The sequence below is a fragment of the Streptomyces sp. NPDC030814 genome (genome assembly GCF_055572155.1).
In genome coordinates, this window is the sequence record NZ_JBVIDX010000023.1 from 85,261 (window position 1) to 101,116 (window position 15,856).

Below are 15,856 nucleotides of genomic sequence, written 5' to 3' on the forward strand. Positions count from 1 at the left end.
CCGGCTCCCTGGCGACGCACTGTCGGACGAGCCTGACGCGCCCGGCTTGCGGACATTCGACCGGGCGTCCGCGCGCGCCGGAGCGGACGCCAAGTGCTGTCCCGTAATCCCCGGCGGGCGCACGACGACCGCTACGGCACCTCGCCGCGTTGTCGGAACGCCCGCATACATCCAGTGATGCACCGCATCCGACGCCGTGCGCTGATCCACCGCGGATCACGGGACAGCCCTTGGCAGCGGAACCACGGCACCGACCGCGACCGTCGTCATGGCGCCGCCATGAGCTTGTTCAATTTCCCCGTTCCCCGTTCCCCGTTCCCCGTTCCCCGTTCCCCGTTCCCCGTTCTCAAGTTTTTGTTTTACGCATTCCCGTGGAGACGCGCCACCCGTCCCTGGGCCCCGGAACAGGCGGCGCGCTTTTCCCGAAATCGCCGAATTACGGCTTCGGTGTACAGGAGGACTGCCTCGTCTGGCATTCCGCGAAGTGCAGGGAGGAAGTGATTCCCTTCAGGATGCCGACGATCTCGATCCGGTCGTGCTTGCAGTTGCCGAGCTCGCGCCAGCGTTCGACCTGGAACTTCTGGTACTCGACCATCGGCTGGGTGTAGCCGCGCTTGCCCGGGTCGACCGTCATGCGGTTGGTGACGGTGCGGCCCTTGGCGACGGACCTGGCCACCTCGTACTTGGTCTTGGCCTCGACCTGGGCGATTCCCCAGCCCACGCTGGCGCTGGCCTCGCCGCCCCAGGTCGTCGTGCGGGTCTTGGTGGTCTTGATCGAGTAGACCAGGGTGGACTTGCTGGAGCTGCTGTTCCGCTTGCTGACGACCGGCCCGCGGGAGGCGTACCACGGCTTGCCGAGCTTGATTACCTTGGAGTAGGTGTAGCCCTCGCAGCGCATGGGGGCCTGCTCGGCGGCGTTCGCCGTGGCCGGCAGGGCCGTGAGGGCGCCGGTGACCAGCGCGGTCGTCGCGAGAGTCGCGGAAAGAGCACGCTTGTTGCGCAGATTCATTTGTATCCCCGTTTTCCCCGTTGACCCGGTCAATTAATTCCCGTGTCCGGGGGAGTGGGTCACGCTGCCCCGGCGGGGAAGAAGTTAGTGGGGGTCGAGACGGCCCGCAATGGGCAGGGGATTCTGTTACGAAGTGACGCTCAAACGAACCTCAAATACGAGGGAAATGACCGACAGGGCGACCGGCGGCATGTGTTCTTCGCCCGAATTGCCACGCACCCGAAGGGGATGATTGAGGGTGATCTGGACATGGTGGACTCGATCTGTGACCTGGGCCACTTGTAACACTGTGTCCGGTGCCGCTCACGCGCACGCGATGTTCGGATTCCGGAACCCTGCTGGCCACATCACGGTTGCGCATACATTCGCCGCCGGGTCTGGTGCCTGATCGCGCCACCGTTGAAGACTCCCCCAGAGCGGTGGGGGGTCGGCCGAACGTGCTGTTCATACGGTGCGGTTCAGTGCCGTATGTGCCTCTCCCTCCCAATGACCCGGCGCGACAGTGGCGTTGACACCGGGTCACCTGCAAGCAGTACGACGCGAGAGAACGACGGCAGTAGTGGCAACGGACCGCACCGCAGACCCGGGCGGCCGCCAAGCACAGTCGGCAACCACCGGCACGGGCAAGCACGAGGGACGATGACCGCACCCATTGAGACGACCGGATCGCAGGCCGAGGCGCAGCCCGAGGCCGTGCTGGAAGGTGTCGAGGCCAAGAGGATCGAGGGCCGTTCACTCGGCCAGATCGCCTGGACCCGCTTCAAGCGCGACAAGGTGGCGGTGGCCGGCGGAGTCGTGGTGGTCCTGCTGATCCTGATCGCGGCCCTCTCCCGGCCGCTCCAGTCGCTGCTCGGACTCGACCCCAACGCCTTCAACCAGGACCTGATCGACCCCAACACCTCCCTGCCGAAGGGCGACTTCGGCGGGATGAGCTGGGACCACCCGCTCGGTGTCGAGCCGAAGTTCGGCCGCGACATCCTCGCGCGCATCCTGGAGGGCTCCTGGGTCTCCCTGGTCGTCGCCTTCGGCGCGACCCTCCTCTCCAACGCGATCGGCACCGTGCTCGGACTGCTCGCGGGCTACTACGGCGGCCGGGTCGACTCGATCATCAGCCGGCTGATGGACACCTTCCTGGCGTTCCCGCTGCTGCTGTTCGCCATCGCCATCTCCGCCACGCTCCAGGGCGGCGCCTTCGGCCTCGAAGGACTCCCCCTGCACATCTCGGTGCTCATCTTCGTGATCGGCTTCTTCAACTGGCCGTACATGGGGCGCATCGTGCGCGCCCAGACCATGGCGCTGCGGGAGCGGGAGTTCATCGACGCCTCCCGGGGGATGGGGGCCGCCGGGCCGTACATCCTCTTCAAGGAGCTGCTGCCGAACCTCGTCGCGCCGATCACCGTCTACTCGACGCTGCTGATCCCGACCAACATCATCTTCGAGGCCTCCCTGAGCTTCCTCGGTGTCGGTATCCGCCCGCCGCAGGCCTCCTGGGGCGGAATGCTCGACGATGCGAAGGACTTCTTCGAAGTCGACCCGCAGTTCATGATCGTTCCCGGCCTCGCGATCTTCATCACGGTGCTGGCCTTCAACCTCCTCGGTGACGGCCTCAGGGACGCCCTCGACCCCCGCAGCCGCTGACGTCTGCGGTCGCGGGCACCCGTCGCGTCCTGCTCAACTGTCCAACTACGAAGGGGAAACAGACCATCATGCGAAGGTCAGCAATGGCCGCGATCGCGGCTGTCAGCAGTGCCGGCTTGCTCCTGTCGGCCTGCAGCAAGGCCGATGACAGCCCGGAAGACGCCACCAAGCCCGCCGGCGCCAACGCCGCGACCAAGGACGTCGTGAACGCGTCCACCAAGAAGGGCGGCACGGTCACCTACGCGAGCTCCGACGCTCCCGAGTCCCTCGACCCGGGCAACATGTACTACGCGTACGGGTTCAACTTCAGCCGCCTCTACGCGCGTCCGCTGATGACCTTCAAGCCCGGTCCCGGCGAGAAGGGCAACGAGCTCGTCCCGGACCTGGCCGAGAGCGCGGGTACGCCCAGCGACGGCGGCAAGACCTGGACGTACAAGATCCGCCAGGGCGTGAAGTTCGAGGACGGCACGGTCGTCACCTCTAAGGACGTCAAGTACGCGGTCGAGCGCTCCAACTTCGCCCGTGACGTGCTCTCCTCCGGCCCCAACTACTTCCAGCAACTGCTGGAGGGCGGGGACAAGTACAAGGGTCCGTACAAGGACAAGAGCGAGAAGGGCATCGCGTCCATCGAGACGCCGGACGACAACACCATCGTCTTCAAGCTCAACAAGCCCTTCGCCGACTTCGACTTCCTGGCGAGCCAGCCCCAGACCGCCCCGGTGCCGCGCGCCAAGGACACCGGCGTCGACTACACCAAGAAGGTCGTGTCGACCGGCTCGTACAAGTTCGAGAAGTACGACGAGGGCAGGCAGATCGTCCTGACCCGCAACCCCGAGTGGGACGCGAAGACGGACCCGCTGCGCAAGCAGTACCCGGACAAGATCGTCGTGAACCTGAAGGTCAACAAGGCCACCATCGACAAGGACGTGATGGCCGGCGACACGATGATCGACATCCAGGGCACGGGTGTCGACGCCCAGACCCAGGCGCAGCTCGTCAACGACAAGGACAAGCTCGCCAACACGGACAACGCGCTCGGTGGCCGCCTCATCTACACGGCGATCAACACCCAGTTGAAGCCGTTCGACAACGTCGAGTGCCGCAAGGCCGTGCAGTACGCGATCAACAAGGTCGCCGTGCAGACCGCCATGGGCGGCCCGATCCGCGGTGACATCGCCTCCACGGTCCTGCCGACCGACGTCCCGGGCTACGAGAAGTACGACCTCTACGCCACCAAGGGCAACAAGGGCGACGAGGCCAAGGCCAAGGAGCACCTGAAGGCCTGCGGCCAGGAGAAGGGCTTCAAGACCGCCATCTCCGCCCGTACCGACCGCCAGGGCGAGGTCGACGCGGCCACCGCGATCGTCGGCGCGCTGAAGAAGGTCGGCATCGACGCCGAGATCAAGCAGTTCCCGTCGGGCAAGTACTTCTCCGACTACGCGGGCGTGCCGAAGTTCAACAAGAAGCAGAACATCGGCCTGATCATGATGCAGTGGGGCTCCGACTGGCCGACCGGCTACGGCTTCCTGCAGCAGATCGTCCACGGCAAGGCCATCGGCCAGTCCGGCAACACCAACCTGTCGGAGCTGAACGACCCGGAGATCAACAAGCTGCTCGACGACGCGATCGGCAATACCGACGAGGCCGCCCGCACCGCCGCGTACACCCAGGTCGACAAGAAGGTCATGGAGCAGGCCGCCATCGTGCCGCTGACCTACTTCAAGGTCCTGCTGTACCGCTCGCCGTACGCCACCAACGTGGTGTCGTCGTCCGCCTTCAGCGGCCAGTACGACTACCTCAACATCGGTACCACCAAGCAGTAGCCCCGGAAGGCAGGTGAAGGCATTGGCGCCCGCGGGTTCGTCACCCGCGGGCGCCGGCGCCGGTCCTCGTGATCTCGTACATCATCCGCCGGACGATCGCAGCGGTGATCCTGCTGCTGGTCGTCACCGCGGTCACCTTCGGCATCTTCTTCATCCTGCCGAAGCTCGCAGGGCAGACCGCCGACCAGCTGGCGCAGCAGTACATCGGCAAGAACCCCACCCCCGCGGACATCGCGGCCGTCAAGGCGAACCTCGGCCTGGACCAGCCGGTGTACGTCCAGTACTGGGAGTTCATCAAGGGGATCGTCTCCGGCGCCACCTACGACCTCGGTCCCACCACGGTCCAGTGCAACGCCCCCTGCTTCGGCTACTCCTTCAAGGACCACCTGGAGGTCTGGCCGCAGCTCACCGAGCGGCTGCCGGTCACCCTGTCGCTGGCCGTCGGTGCCGCCGTGCTGTGGCTGCTGGGCGGTATCGCCGCCGGTGTGGTCTCCGCGCTCAAGCCGGGCTCGTTCTTCGACCGCTCCGCCATGGGCGTGGCGCTCGCGGGCGTGTCCCTGCCCATGTTCTTCACCGGTCAGCTGGCGCTGCTGCTGTTCAGCTACAAGCTGGAGATCTTCGGCAGGACGTACGTCCCCTTCACGGAGAACCCCTCGCAGTGGGCCAACACCCTCTTCCTTCCCTGGTGTTCGCTGGCCCTCCTCTACTCCGCCATCTACGCCCGGCTCACCCGCTCGGGCATGCTGGAGACGATGAACGAGGACTTCATCCGCACCGCGCGGGCCAAGGGCCTGCGGGAGCGCAAGGTGGTCGTCCGGCACGGTCTGCGGGCCGCGCTGACCCCGCTGGTGACGGTCTTCGGCATGGACATCGGCCTGCTGCTGGGCGGTGCCGTCATCACCGAGACCGTGTTCTCCCTGCACGGCATCGGCGAGTACGCGGTCCAGTCGATCACCACCAACGACCTTCCCCCGATCCTCGGGGTGACCCTGCTCGCGGCGTTCTTCGTCGTCTTCATGAACCTTGTGGTGGACCTGCTGTACGCCACGATCGACCCGCGGGTGAGGCTCTCGTGACCGAACTGTCCAAGACCGGGGCCGCCGTCGGCGAGCCCGTACGCAGCGGGGACACCCCCGAGGCGTTCCTCGAGGTACGCGACCTCAAGGTGCACTTCCCGACCGACGACGGCCTGGTCAAGTCCGTCGACGGACTCTCCTTCCAGCTGGAGAAGGGCAAGACCCTCGGCATCGTGGGCGAGTCCGGCTCCGGCAAGTCGGTGACCTCGCTGGCCATCATGGGTCTGCACCGGCTCGGGGCGCGCGGCAAGAACGTGCGGATGTCCGGCGAGATCTGGCTCGACGGCAAGGAACTGGTCTCCGCCTCACCCGACGAGGTCCGCCGGCTGCGCGGCCGCGAGATGGCGATGATCTTCCAGGACCCGCTGTCCGCGATGCACCCGTACTACACGGTCGGCAGCCAGATCGTGGAGGCGTACCGCGTCCACCACGACGTCGACAAGAAGACCGCCCGCAGGCGCGCCGTCGAACTCCTCGACCGCGTCGGCATCCCGGAGCCGGACAAGCGGGTCAACAGCTACCCGCACGAGTTCTCCGGCGGTATGCGCCAGCGCGCCATGATCGCCATGGCCCTGGTCAACAACCCCGAACTGCTGATCGCCGACGAGCCCACCACCGCCCTGGACGTCACCGTCCAGGCGCAGATCCTGGACCTCATCCGCGACCTGCAGAAGGAGTTCGGCTCCGCCGTCATCATCATCACGCACGACCTCGGCGTGGTCGCCGAGATCGCCGACGACATCCTCGTGATGTACGGCGGCCGCTGCGTGGAGCGCGGACCGGTCGACGACATCTTCTACCAGCCGCAGCACCCCTACACCTGGGGCCTGCTCGGCTCGATGCCGCGCATCGACCGCGAGCAGACCGACCGGCTCATCCCGGTCAAGGGCCAGCCGCCCAGCCTCATCAATGTCCCCTCGGGCTGCGCCTTCAACCCGCGTTGCCCCTACGCGGACGTCCCCAAGGACAACGTCACCCGCACCGAGCGCCCCGAACTGCGTGAGGTCGGCGGCAGGCACTTCACCGCCTGTCACCTGTCGCAGGAGGACCGCACGCGGATCTGGAACGAAGAGATTGCGCCGAAGCTGTGAGCGAGACTGAGACCCGGGCCGCCGTGCCGGCCCCGCGCGCCGAAGAGAAGCCGCTGCTCAAGGTCGAGGGCCTGGTCAAGCACTTCCCCCTCAAGAAGGGCCTGCTCCAGCGGCAGGTCGGGGCGGTCAAGGCCGTCGACGGCATCGACTTCGAGGTGCGCCGGGGCGAGACCCTCGGTGTCGTCGGCGAGTCCGGCTGCGGCAAGTCGACCATGGGCCGGCTCATCACCCGTCTCCTGGAGCCCTCCGGCGGGCGGATCGAGTTCGACGGCCAGGACATCACGCACCTCAACACGTCGGGTATGCGCCCGCTGCGCCGCGACGTGCAGATGATCTTCCAGGACCCGTACGGCTCGCTGAACCCCCGGCACACCATCGGCACGATCGTCTCGGCGCCGTTCAAGCTCCAGGGCGTCGAGCCCGAGGGCGGTGTGAAGAAGGAGGTCCAGCGCCTTCTGGAGCTGGTGGGCCTCAGCCCCGAGCACTACAACCGATACCCGCACGAATTCTCCGGCGGTCAGCGCCAGCGCATCGGGATCGCCCGCGCCCTCGCCCTCAAGCCCCGTATGGTCGTGGCCGACGAGCCGGTCTCCGCGCTCGACGTGTCCATCCAGGCGCAGGTCGTCAACCTCATGGACGACCTCCAGGACGAACTCGGTCTGACGTACGTGATCATCGCGCACGACCTCTCCGTCGTCCGCCATGTCTCGGACCGCATCGCGGTGATGTACCTCGGCAAGATCGTCGAGCTCGCCGACCGGGACTCGCTGTACCAGGCGCCGATGCACCCGTACACCAAGGCCCTGCTGTCGGCCGTGCCGATCCCGGACCCGAGGCGGCGCGGCGCCAAGAGCGAGCGCATCCTGCTCAAGGGCGACGTGCCCTCGCCGATCGCCCCGCCGAGCGGCTGCCGCTTCCACACCCGGTGCTGGAAGGCCACGGAGGTCTGCCGGACCACCGAGCCGCCCCTCGCCGAGCTGAAGCCGGGCCAGCGGGTCGCCTGCCACCACCCCGAGAACTTCGAGGACCAGCAGCCCCAGGACATCGTGCTGCTGACGGCGGCGAAGGAGGCGGGTGAACTGGTGCCGGACGAGGTGCTGGCCCAGTCGGCGGAGACCTCGGCGGCGGTCGCGGCAGAGGTGGAGGCCACGGCGGAGACATCCGCCGGGACCGAGGAGGAGCCTTCGGCCGAGGCGCCCGCCGAGACCGAGGTCACCAAGGAGACCGGCGACACGTAGCAAGTAACAAGTAAGACGATAACGACCCCCCGCCTTGTAATGTAAGGCGGGGGATCGTTGTTGCGTCACAATATAAGGGTGCTCCAGCAACTGTTCACACCGTCCGTCCAGCATGCGCTCGATCTGATCGGCATCTTCGTCTTCGCGATCTCCGGCGCGCTGCTGGCCGTGCGCAAGAACTTCGACGTCTTCGGCATCGCCGTCCTCGCCGAGGTCACCGCGCTCGGTGGCGGCCTCTTCCGGGACCTGGTCATCGGTGCCGTACCGCCGGCCGCCTTCACCGACCTCGGCTATTTCATCACCCCTCTGTTCGCCGCCCTGCTGGTGTTCTTCCTCCATCCGGAGGTCGAGCGCATCCAGAACGGGGTGAACGTCTTCGACGCCGCCGGCCTCGGTCTCTTCTGCGTCACCGGCACGACGAAGGCCTACGAGTACGGGCTGGGGCTCACGGCCTCGGCGGCCCTCGGTCTCGCCACGGCGGTCGGCGGCGGTGTGCTGCGGGACGTGCTCGCCAACGAGGTCCCCTCACTGCTGCGCTGGGACCGCGATCTGTACGCGGTGCCCGCGATGGCCGGCGCCTGCCTGGTCGTCCTCTCCATCCGCTACGACGTGCTCACTCCCTTCACCTCCGCCTTCGCCGCGGTGGCCGCCTTCGCGCTGCGGCTGCTGGCGATGCGGTACCACTGGCGGGCGCCGCGCGCGTGGAACCGGCGTTCGGCGGCGGTCGAGGAAGGCTGAGCCAGGCGTCGAGCAGCCAAAGCTACCGCTTAGTAACGACCTGTTGTACGGTTCACCCATGCCCGAAGCAGCTTCCGTACAGGCCACCGTCGGAGACAGCGAGTTCGACCGGGACACCGCGGTCAGCCGGCGGGAACCCGGCGTCTACGACGTGGACCTCTCCGCCGGCTGGACGATCATCAGCGCCGTCAACGGCGGCTACCTCCTGGCCGTGCTGGGCCGCGCCCTCGCGGACACGCTCCCGCACGCCGACCCGTTCACGGTCTCCGCGCACTACCTGACCGCCTCCCAGCCCGGCCCCGCCGTCATCCGTACGGACGTCGTCCGCACCGGCCGGACCCTGTCGACCGGCCAGGCCTCCCTCTTCCAGTACGACGACGAGGGCCGCGAGATCGAGCGGATCCGCGTCCTCGCCTCCTACGGCGACCTCGGCTCCCTCCCGGACGACGTCCGGACGACGGCGAAGCCGCCCGCGATCCCGCCGATCGACCAGTGCTTCGGCCCCCAGGACGCACCCGCCCCGGTCCCCGGCAGCTCCGCCATCGCCGACCGGCTGTTCCTCAAGCTGGACCCGTCGACCCTCGGCTGGGCGATGGGCGCGCCCTCGGGGAACGGCGAGATGCGGGCCTGGTTCGGGCTCGCCGACGGCCGTGACGCCGACCCCCTTTCCCTGCTCCTCGCGGTGGACGCGCTGCCGCCCACCGCATTCGAGCTGGGCATCTCCGGCTGGGTCCCGACGGTCGAGCTGACCGTGCACGTGCGGTGCCGTCCCGCGCCGGGACCGCTGCGGATCTCCATCACCACCCGCAACCTCGCCGGCGGCTTCCTGGAGGAGGACGCCGAGGTCTGGGACAGCGCCGACCGCCTGGTCGCCCAGTCACGGCAGTTGGCCCGCGTCCGGCTCGCGGGCTGAGTGGGCCCCGGCCCGGCCGGCCGGGCCGGCTCTGTCACAGCCCTGTACCGACGGCCGTGCCCGCCCCGGGGGGTGAACGCGCAGGTGGAGCAGGGGTGTTGGTGATCGCTTTGCTGTGCCCGCAGCGTGGGCACAGCGCGGACCCAAGAGAGGCCCAAGGTGCGTTGGTTCGATGCCCGCGCCCCGCACCCTCCTCTCTCTTGGAGCTGTTTCCATGAAGCGTGCGCGTCTCGTCCCCGCCGCGGCCCTGCTGGCGGTCGCCCCCCTCTTCCTGGTGGCGTGCGGCTCCGGCGACTCCTCGTCCACCTCCAACAGCGGCACCTCCGGGCAGCAGAACTGCCAGGCCCCGTCGGGAGCCCTCTCCCGCGCTCCGTCCAGGGCGCCTTCCGGTGCTCCGTCCGCGAACGGGCAGGCGCCGTCGGGCACTCCCTCCGGCGCCCCGTCCGGTGCGCCCGGCGGTGGTGGCCCCGGCGGGGGCAGCGGCTGTGGCGGACCCGGCGGCGGACAGCCGGGCGGTGGGGGCCAGGCCCCGGGCGGGGCGTCGAGCGGTGCCCCGAGCCGGGAGGCGTCGGCGACGGTGTCCGAGGACGACTGACCGGCCGTACGCGGCGGAGGCGGGCGCCCGGGTGGTCGGGCGCGCCTCTCCGGCGTGTCGCCCCGGACGCGCAGCGGTCGGCCCCGGCGACGCCTCGGCCACTCCTCAGTCGAGCCAGTGCCGGCAGCCGATGCTGATCAGCCGCATCCGGCGGCCCGCGAGGCGCGTCACGCGTTCGCGCTCCGCCTCGGGATCGTCGTGGGCCTCCAGGAAGAGCGAGGCCGTCACCAGCATCTGGTCGACGTACAGACCGGCGAGCATCAACCGGTCGTCGTCGCTCCAGCCGGCGGTCTCGGGCCGCTTGGCCAGCTCGTTGCGGACCTCCTCGGCGAACCGGGCCAGTTGGCCCTGGATGGCCTCCCTCACCGGCTGGACACCTCCGTGCCGTTCGCGCGCGATGAAACGGACGTGGGCGGGGTACCCGTCCACATGGCGGGCGATCAATTCGACGGCACGCTCGATGAGTTCGTCACTGTCACCGACCGCCGACATCAGATCCCCGAGGACGGGGTGCAGGCTCCCCAGCACCTCCTCGACCAGTGCGACACCGAGGTCCGCGGTCGAACGGAAGTGCCGGTAGAACGCGGTCGGGGCGACGCCCACGGCCCGGGTGACCTCACGGAGGCCCAGGCTGCTGAGGCTCTGTTCCTCCAGCAGGGCGAGCGCGGCGTCCATGAGCGCCTGCCGGGTCCGCTGCTTCTGCGCCTGCCGGACGCCGAAAGTGTGACTCATGCCATGCAGTTAACAACTGTTCTCTGTAATTGCAAAGCCGGGCCGCGCGTTAGACTTTGGAGTCAGTGAACAAGTGTAACTACAACCGTTCACCGAAACGTAACGACGAACCGCCGAACACGAAACGAGAGGCACTCAAGCCATGTTGTTCCTCGTCGCCGCACTTCTGCTGCTGGGGATCGTCCTGGGCACCGTGGCCCACGTTCCGCTCTCCGTCTCCCTGGTCGCCGCGGCCGTCATCGGTGCCTGGCTGGCGGTCTTCGCCTACCGCGAGCGCCACGCCCGTCGTGGCCGGATCACCAACTGACCTTCCCCGGAAACCCGTTGGAACCCGTCCACTCCTAGGGAGCTGACCGCACCATGCACCTCACCGCCGCACCCCAGACCCGCCCGGCCGCCCGCCGCCGAGGCCGTGACGCCGACGGCATGGCCGTCGCCTCCTTCGTCCTCGGGCTCCTGGGCCTCCTCGTGCTCAACCTCTTCCTCGGCCCCATCGCCATCGCCCTCGCCGCGGTCGCCCTGAAGCGCGGTACGACACGGCGGGGCCGGGCCTTCCTCGGCCTCGGCCTGGGCGTGGCCGACCTGGTCATCCTCGCCGTCCTGACCCAGACGACGAACACGGTGTCCTGGAGCTTCTGAGCTCCAGCGGGACCGGCCGGCCCGGGAGGGAGTGCCCCGTCCCGACCGCCGCCGCATCGCCGCCGTGCCCGCCCTCACCGTCGCGGGCGGGCCCCAGCGCCTAGCGGCCGAGGCCGGCGCCGGGCGCCCCCGTAGAATCGGGCACACCATGGCTTACCTCGACCACGCGGCGACGACACCGATGCTCCCGGAGGCGGCAGAGGCGCTGACCGCCCAGCTGAGCGTCACCGGCAACGCCTCCTCGCTCCACGCATCCGGCCGCAGAGCCCGCCGCACCGTCGAGGAGGCCCGCGAGACCCTCGCGGAGGCCCTCGGAGCCCGCCCCAGCGAGGTCGTGTTCACCTCGGGCGGCACCGAGGCCGACAACCTCGCCGTGAAGGGCCTGTACTGGTCCCGCCGGGACGCCGACCCGGCCCGCACCCGGGTCCTCGCGAGTCCCGTCGAACACCACGCCGTCCTGGACGCCGTCCACTGGCTCGGCGAACACGAGGGCGCCACGGTCGAGTACCTCCCCGTCGACACCTACGGCCGCGTCCACCCCGAGGCTCTGCGCGAGGCCATCGCCCGCGACCCCGACGACGTGGCGCTCGCCACCGTGATGTGGGCCAACAACGAGATCGGCACCCTCATGCCGGTCCGAGAACTCGCCGAGGTGGCAGCGGAGTTCGACGTCCCGCTGCACGCCGACGCCGTCCAGGCCTTCGGCCAGGTCCCCGTGGACTTCGGGACCTCCGGGCTCGCCGCCATGACCGTCTCCGGCCACAAGATCGGCGGCCCGTACGGCATCGGCGCACTGCTCCTGGGCCGCTCGTACAGCCCCGTACCGGTCCTGCACGGCGGCGGTCAGGAACGCCATGTCCGCTCCGGCACCCTCGACGTCCCGGCGGTCGCCTCCTTCGCCGTCGCCGGCCGGCTCGCCGCCGAGCAGCAGGAGTGGTTCGCCCGGGAGATCGGCTCCCTGCGCGACGCCCTGGTCGACGCGATCCGCGCGGCGGTACCGGACGCGCTCCTCGGCGGCGACCCGGTGGACCGGCTGCCGGCCAACGCGCACTTCACGTTCCCCGGCTGCGAGGGCGACTCCCTGCTGCTCCTCCTCGACGCCCAGGGCATCGAGTGCTCCACCGGCTCCGCCTGCACCGCCGGTGTCGCCCAGCCCAGCCATGTCCTCCTCGCCACCGGCACCGACCCGGACCTCGCGCGCGGCACCCTTCGCTTCTCCCTCGGCCACACCTCCACGGAGGCCGACGTGGAGGCGGTCGCCAAGGCGATCGGCCCGGTGGTGGAGCGGGCCCGCAACGCCGGCCTGACCTGAGTGCCGTACCCGAGCCCCGTCCTCGGCCTGGGCGTCAGGTGGTGTCAGGCCCGAGGCCGTCCTCGGCCTGGGCGTCAGGTGGTGTCAGGCCCGAGGCCGTCCTCGGCCTGGGCGTCAGGTGGTGTCAGGCCCGAGGCCTCAGGCCTCAGGCCTCAGTCCTCAGGCCTCCGCCGAGCCCGAGGCCTTCTCGGCCGCCGCGCGCACCAGCTTCATGTAGCGGTCCCAGTCCCAGTGCTCGCCGGGGTCGGTGTGGTCGGTGCCCGGCACCTCGACATGGCCGATGATGTGCTCGCGGTCGAGCGGGATGTCGTAGCGCGCGCAGATCCGGGCCGTGAGACGGGCGGACGCCTCGTACATCTCGTCCGTGAAGTCCTGCGGGCGGTCGACGAAGCCCTCGTGCTCGATGCCGACGCTCCGCTCGTTGTAGTCGCGGTTGCCCGCGTGGTACGCCACGTCCAGCTCGCGGATCATCTGGGTGACATGGCCGTCCTTGCGGACGATGTAGTGCGCCGCCGCCCCGTGCTCGGGGTCCTGGAAGACCTTCACGGCGCTGGCGAAGCTGCCCTGGGTGACATGGATGACCACCATGTCTATGCCGAAGTCGTCCGGCCGGTCCGCCAGCCGCCAGTTCGCGTCCGAGGCCGCCACCCACTTCGCGCCCGCGTAGTCGACCTCGCCCTCCTTGCGCGGCTTCGAGACGCCCGGCACGCGCCACCACGCACGCGTCAGCTCGTCGCGCGCGACGAGCCCCGTACCGACGGCGGCCACGGCCGTGCCGATCAGCAGGGCCCGGCGCCCCACGCGCCGGTCCCCGTCCTTGCTCCTGCCCCGGGAAGCACCGTCCCCGGACGCCCTCCTGGTGCCCACGAGCCGTCAACGGATACTCGCGGGCTCCGGTTCCCGGCGCCCCGTACCCTGGAGTCGTTATGACTGAGACCTCGCAGCGCCCCCGCCCCCTCCGTGTCCTCGCCGCCATGTCCGGCGGGGTCGACTCCGCCGTGGCCGCCGCCCGCGCCGCGGAAGCCGGGCACGACGTGACGGGCGTCCACCTGGCGCTCTCCGCGAACCCGCAGTCGTTCCGCACGGGCGCCCGGGGCTGCTGCACCATCGAGGACTCGCGCGACGCCCGCCGCGCCGCCGACGTCATCGGCATCCCGTTCTACGTGTGGGACCTCGCCGACCGCTTCCGCGAGGACGTGGTCGAGGACTTCATCGCCGAGTACGAGGCCGGGCGCACCCCCAACCCCTGCCTGCGCTGCAACGAGAAGATCAAGTTCGCGGCCCTGCTCGACAAGGCGCTCGCCCTCGGCTTCGACGCCGTCTGCACGGGCCACTACGCCAAGGTGATCGTCCACGACGACGGCACCCGCGAGCTGCACCGCGCCTCCGACATGGCCAAGGACCAGTCGTACGTCCTCGGCGTGCTCGACGAGAAGCAGCTCGCCCACGCCCTGTTCCCGCTGGGCGACACCGTGACGACCAAGGACGAGATCCGCGCGGAGGCCGAGCGCCGAGGCCTCGCGGTCGCCAAGAAGCCCGACTCGCACGACATCTGCTTCATCGCCGACGGCGACACCCAGGGCTTCCTCGCCAGCCGCCTCGGCAAGGCGGAGGGCGACATCGTCGACGAGTCCGGCACCGTCCTCGGCACCCACGAGGGCGCGTACGGCTACACCATCGGCCAGCGCAAGGGGCTCCGCATCGGCACTCCGGCGCCCGACGGCAAGCCGCGCTACGTCCTCGACATCTCCCCGGTGAACAACACCGTCACCGTCGGCCCCGCCTCCGCCCTCGACGTCGACGGCCTGACGGCGATCAAGCCCCGCTGGTGCGGCGTCGCGCCCACCGGCCCCGGCACCTACACCGCACAGCTCCGCGCCCACGGCGGCGAGACCGAGGTGACCGCCGAGCTGATCGACGGCGACCTCCACGTCCGTTTCACCGAGCCCGTCCGCGGCGTCGCCCCCGGCCAGGCGATCGTCCTGTACGACGGCACCCGCGTGGTGGGCTCGGCGACGATCGCGTCGACCACGCGCGTGAAGGCAGGCGTCGCCTGAGGAGCCCTTTCCCGGGTTCCCCCTGTCACGAACGCCTCCCTCCGGGTGGCCAACCGTCCGAGGACGGCGCAGGCTGCTGTTGAGTTCTCCCTCAGACACGGCCCAGGGGCCGCAGGAGGCCCAGGAGGTCGCCGTGACAGCCACAGACCCGGCCGGAAGCCCGTCCGGAAAGCCGACCGCGGATCCGTCCAGGAACCGCCGCAGCCTCACCCACCGGGTCCGGTACGCCCTGCGCCACCCCAAGCGAGTGCCGGCGCACGCCCGCCGGGTGGCGCGCGACACCTGGCTGCGGCTCAAGCACCGCGACCACATCGCGTACTACCGGGCCGTCATGGCCGCCGACACGGCCCGCAGCCCGGAGGCCGCGGTCGGGCACAACCCCTCGGCCGAGAAGTGGGATCGCCTCGGCCGGATGCAGTTCGACTACCTCCTGCGGCACGGTCTGGAGCCCCGGCACCGGATGCTGGAGATCGGCTGCGGGAACCTGCGCGCCGGGCGTCTGTTCATCGACCACCTGGACGCCGGGAACTACTACGGGATCGACATCTCGCCGGCGATCCTCCTGGAGGCCCAGCACACCCTCGTCCGACAGGGCCTCCAGGCCAAACTGCCCCATCTGATGCTCGTCGCCGACCTGACCTTCGAGTTCCTGCCCGACGCCCACTTCGACGTCGTCCACGCGCACAGCGTCTTCTCGCACTCACCGGCGCACGTCATAGAGCAGTGCTTCGCCCATGTCGGCCGCATCCTCGCCCCCGGCGGCTTCTTCGACTTCACCTTCGGCCGCACCGAGGGCAAGGAACACCAGGTGCTGCACGAGGACTTCTACTACCGGACCGACACCCTGGTGGCACTCGCCGCGAAGTACGGCCTGGCGGCCCGCTTCATGGACGACTGGGAGGAGCTCCCGCACCGCCAGTCGAAGATCCGGCTGAGCCTGCCCCCGCGGACCGGTGGCCGACCGGGCCCCGATGGCGGCGCCACACCCTAACGTG

The 15,856-nt window shown here is 69.5% G+C and carries 16 protein-coding genes; 13 read left to right on the forward strand and 3 right to left on the reverse strand.

The annotated features are described in order from the left end of the window. Nucleotides 1-436: 436 nt before the first annotated feature. A complete protein-coding gene (locus ACZ43N_RS33675; RefSeq protein ID WP_468102845.1) occupies nt 437-1,009 on the reverse strand; it encodes a hypothetical protein in 573 nt (190 codons plus the stop codon). Between the two features lie 639 nt (nt 1,010-1,648). Between ACZ43N_RS33675 and ACZ43N_RS33680 the strand changes: the two genes are divergently transcribed. The 8 genes from ACZ43N_RS33680 to ACZ43N_RS33715 all read left to right on the forward strand — a co-directional run bounded on the left by ACZ43N_RS33680 (nt 1,649) and on the right by ACZ43N_RS33715 (nt 10,121). Further along, a complete protein-coding gene (locus ACZ43N_RS33680) occupies nt 1,649-2,647 on the forward strand; it encodes an ABC transporter permease (protein WP_468102846.1) in 999 nt (332 codons plus the stop codon). A 68-nt stretch (nt 2,648-2,715) separates the two neighbouring features. Beyond that, complete coding sequence (locus ACZ43N_RS33685; protein WP_468102847.1) at nt 2,716-4,470, forward strand: ABC transporter substrate-binding protein; 1,755 nt, start codon at nt 2,716-2,718, stop codon at nt 4,468-4,470. A gap of 68 nt (nt 4,471-4,538) precedes the next feature. Beyond that, nucleotides 4,539-5,546 carry an ABC transporter permease gene (locus ACZ43N_RS33690; protein ID WP_468102848.1) on the forward strand — a complete coding sequence of 336 codons (1,008 nt, stop codon included), beginning with the start codon at nt 4,539-4,541 and terminating at the stop codon, nt 5,544-5,546. Further along, nucleotides 5,543-6,637 (forward strand): ABC transporter ATP-binding protein, encoded by a 1,095-nt coding sequence (locus tag ACZ43N_RS33695; RefSeq protein WP_468102849.1) that lies wholly within the window; start codon nt 5,543-5,545, stop codon nt 6,635-6,637. The genes ACZ43N_RS33690 and ACZ43N_RS33695 overlap by 4 nt, the downstream gene beginning before the upstream one ends. Beyond that, nucleotides 6,634-7,875 carry an ABC transporter ATP-binding protein gene (locus ACZ43N_RS33700; protein WP_468102850.1) on the forward strand — a complete coding sequence of 414 codons (1,242 nt, stop codon included), beginning with the start codon at nt 6,634-6,636 and terminating at the stop codon, nt 7,873-7,875. Before ACZ43N_RS33695 ends, ACZ43N_RS33700 begins: the two co-directional genes overlap by 4 nt. 78 nt (nt 7,876-7,953) lie before the next feature. After that, a complete protein-coding gene (locus ACZ43N_RS33705) occupies nt 7,954-8,613 on the forward strand; it encodes a trimeric intracellular cation channel family protein (protein ID WP_468102851.1) in 660 nt (219 codons plus the stop codon). 58 nt (nt 8,614-8,671) lie between these two features. After that, nucleotides 8,672-9,526 carry a thioesterase family protein gene (locus ACZ43N_RS33710; RefSeq protein WP_468102852.1) on the forward strand — a complete coding sequence of 285 codons (855 nt, stop codon included), beginning with the start codon at nt 8,672-8,674 and terminating at the stop codon, nt 9,524-9,526. 214 nt (nt 9,527-9,740) lie between these two features. Beyond that, nucleotides 9,741-10,121 (forward strand): hypothetical protein, encoded by a 381-nt coding sequence (locus tag ACZ43N_RS33715; protein WP_468102853.1) that lies wholly within the window; start codon nt 9,741-9,743, stop codon nt 10,119-10,121. Between the two features lie 105 nt (nt 10,122-10,226). On the opposite strand, the gene ACZ43N_RS33720 is transcribed toward ACZ43N_RS33715, so the two are convergent. Then, nucleotides 10,227-10,853 carry a TetR family transcriptional regulator gene (locus tag ACZ43N_RS33720; RefSeq protein WP_468102854.1) on the reverse strand — a complete coding sequence of 209 codons (627 nt, stop codon included), beginning with the start codon at nt 10,851-10,853 and terminating at the stop codon, nt 10,227-10,229. A gap of 142 nt (nt 10,854-10,995) precedes the next feature. Between ACZ43N_RS33720 and ACZ43N_RS33725 the strand changes: the two genes are divergently transcribed. From ACZ43N_RS33725 to ACZ43N_RS33735, 3 genes are all read left to right on the forward strand, one after another. Then, nucleotides 10,996-11,160, forward strand: coding sequence for a hypothetical protein (locus ACZ43N_RS33725; protein ID WP_468102855.1), 165 nt, complete (start codon nt 10,996-10,998; stop codon nt 11,158-11,160). Between the two features lie 53 nt (nt 11,161-11,213). Further along, nucleotides 11,214-11,492 (forward strand): DUF4190 domain-containing protein, encoded by a 279-nt coding sequence (locus ACZ43N_RS33730; protein WP_468102856.1) that lies wholly within the window; start codon nt 11,214-11,216, stop codon nt 11,490-11,492. Nucleotides 11,493-11,640: 148 nt separating this feature from the next. Further along, a complete protein-coding gene (locus ACZ43N_RS33735) occupies nt 11,641-12,804 on the forward strand; it encodes a cysteine desulfurase family protein (protein WP_468102883.1) in 1,164 nt (387 codons plus the stop codon). Between the two features lie 159 nt (nt 12,805-12,963). Here ACZ43N_RS33735 and ACZ43N_RS33740 read toward each other — a convergent pair whose 3' ends face one another. Further along, on the reverse strand, nt 12,964-13,671 hold the full coding sequence (locus tag ACZ43N_RS33740; protein ID WP_468102857.1) for an N-acetylmuramoyl-L-alanine amidase: 708 nt from the start codon (nt 13,669-13,671) through the stop codon (nt 12,964-12,966). A 59-nt stretch (nt 13,672-13,730) separates the two neighbouring features. On the opposite strand from ACZ43N_RS33740, the gene mnmA reads away from it, so the two are divergent. Together mnmA and ACZ43N_RS33750 are read left to right on the forward strand one after the other, a co-directional pair. After that, on the forward strand, nt 13,731-14,861 hold the full coding sequence (mnmA, locus tag ACZ43N_RS33745; RefSeq protein WP_468102858.1) for a tRNA 2-thiouridine(34) synthase MnmA: 1,131 nt from the start codon (nt 13,731-13,733) through the stop codon (nt 14,859-14,861). Between the two features lie 133 nt (nt 14,862-14,994). Next, nucleotides 14,995-15,852: a class I SAM-dependent DNA methyltransferase gene (locus ACZ43N_RS33750; RefSeq protein ID WP_468102859.1), complete on the forward strand. Its 858-nt coding sequence runs from the start codon at nt 14,995-14,997 to the stop codon at nt 15,850-15,852. The last annotated feature ends 4 nt before the right edge of the window (nt 15,853-15,856 follow it).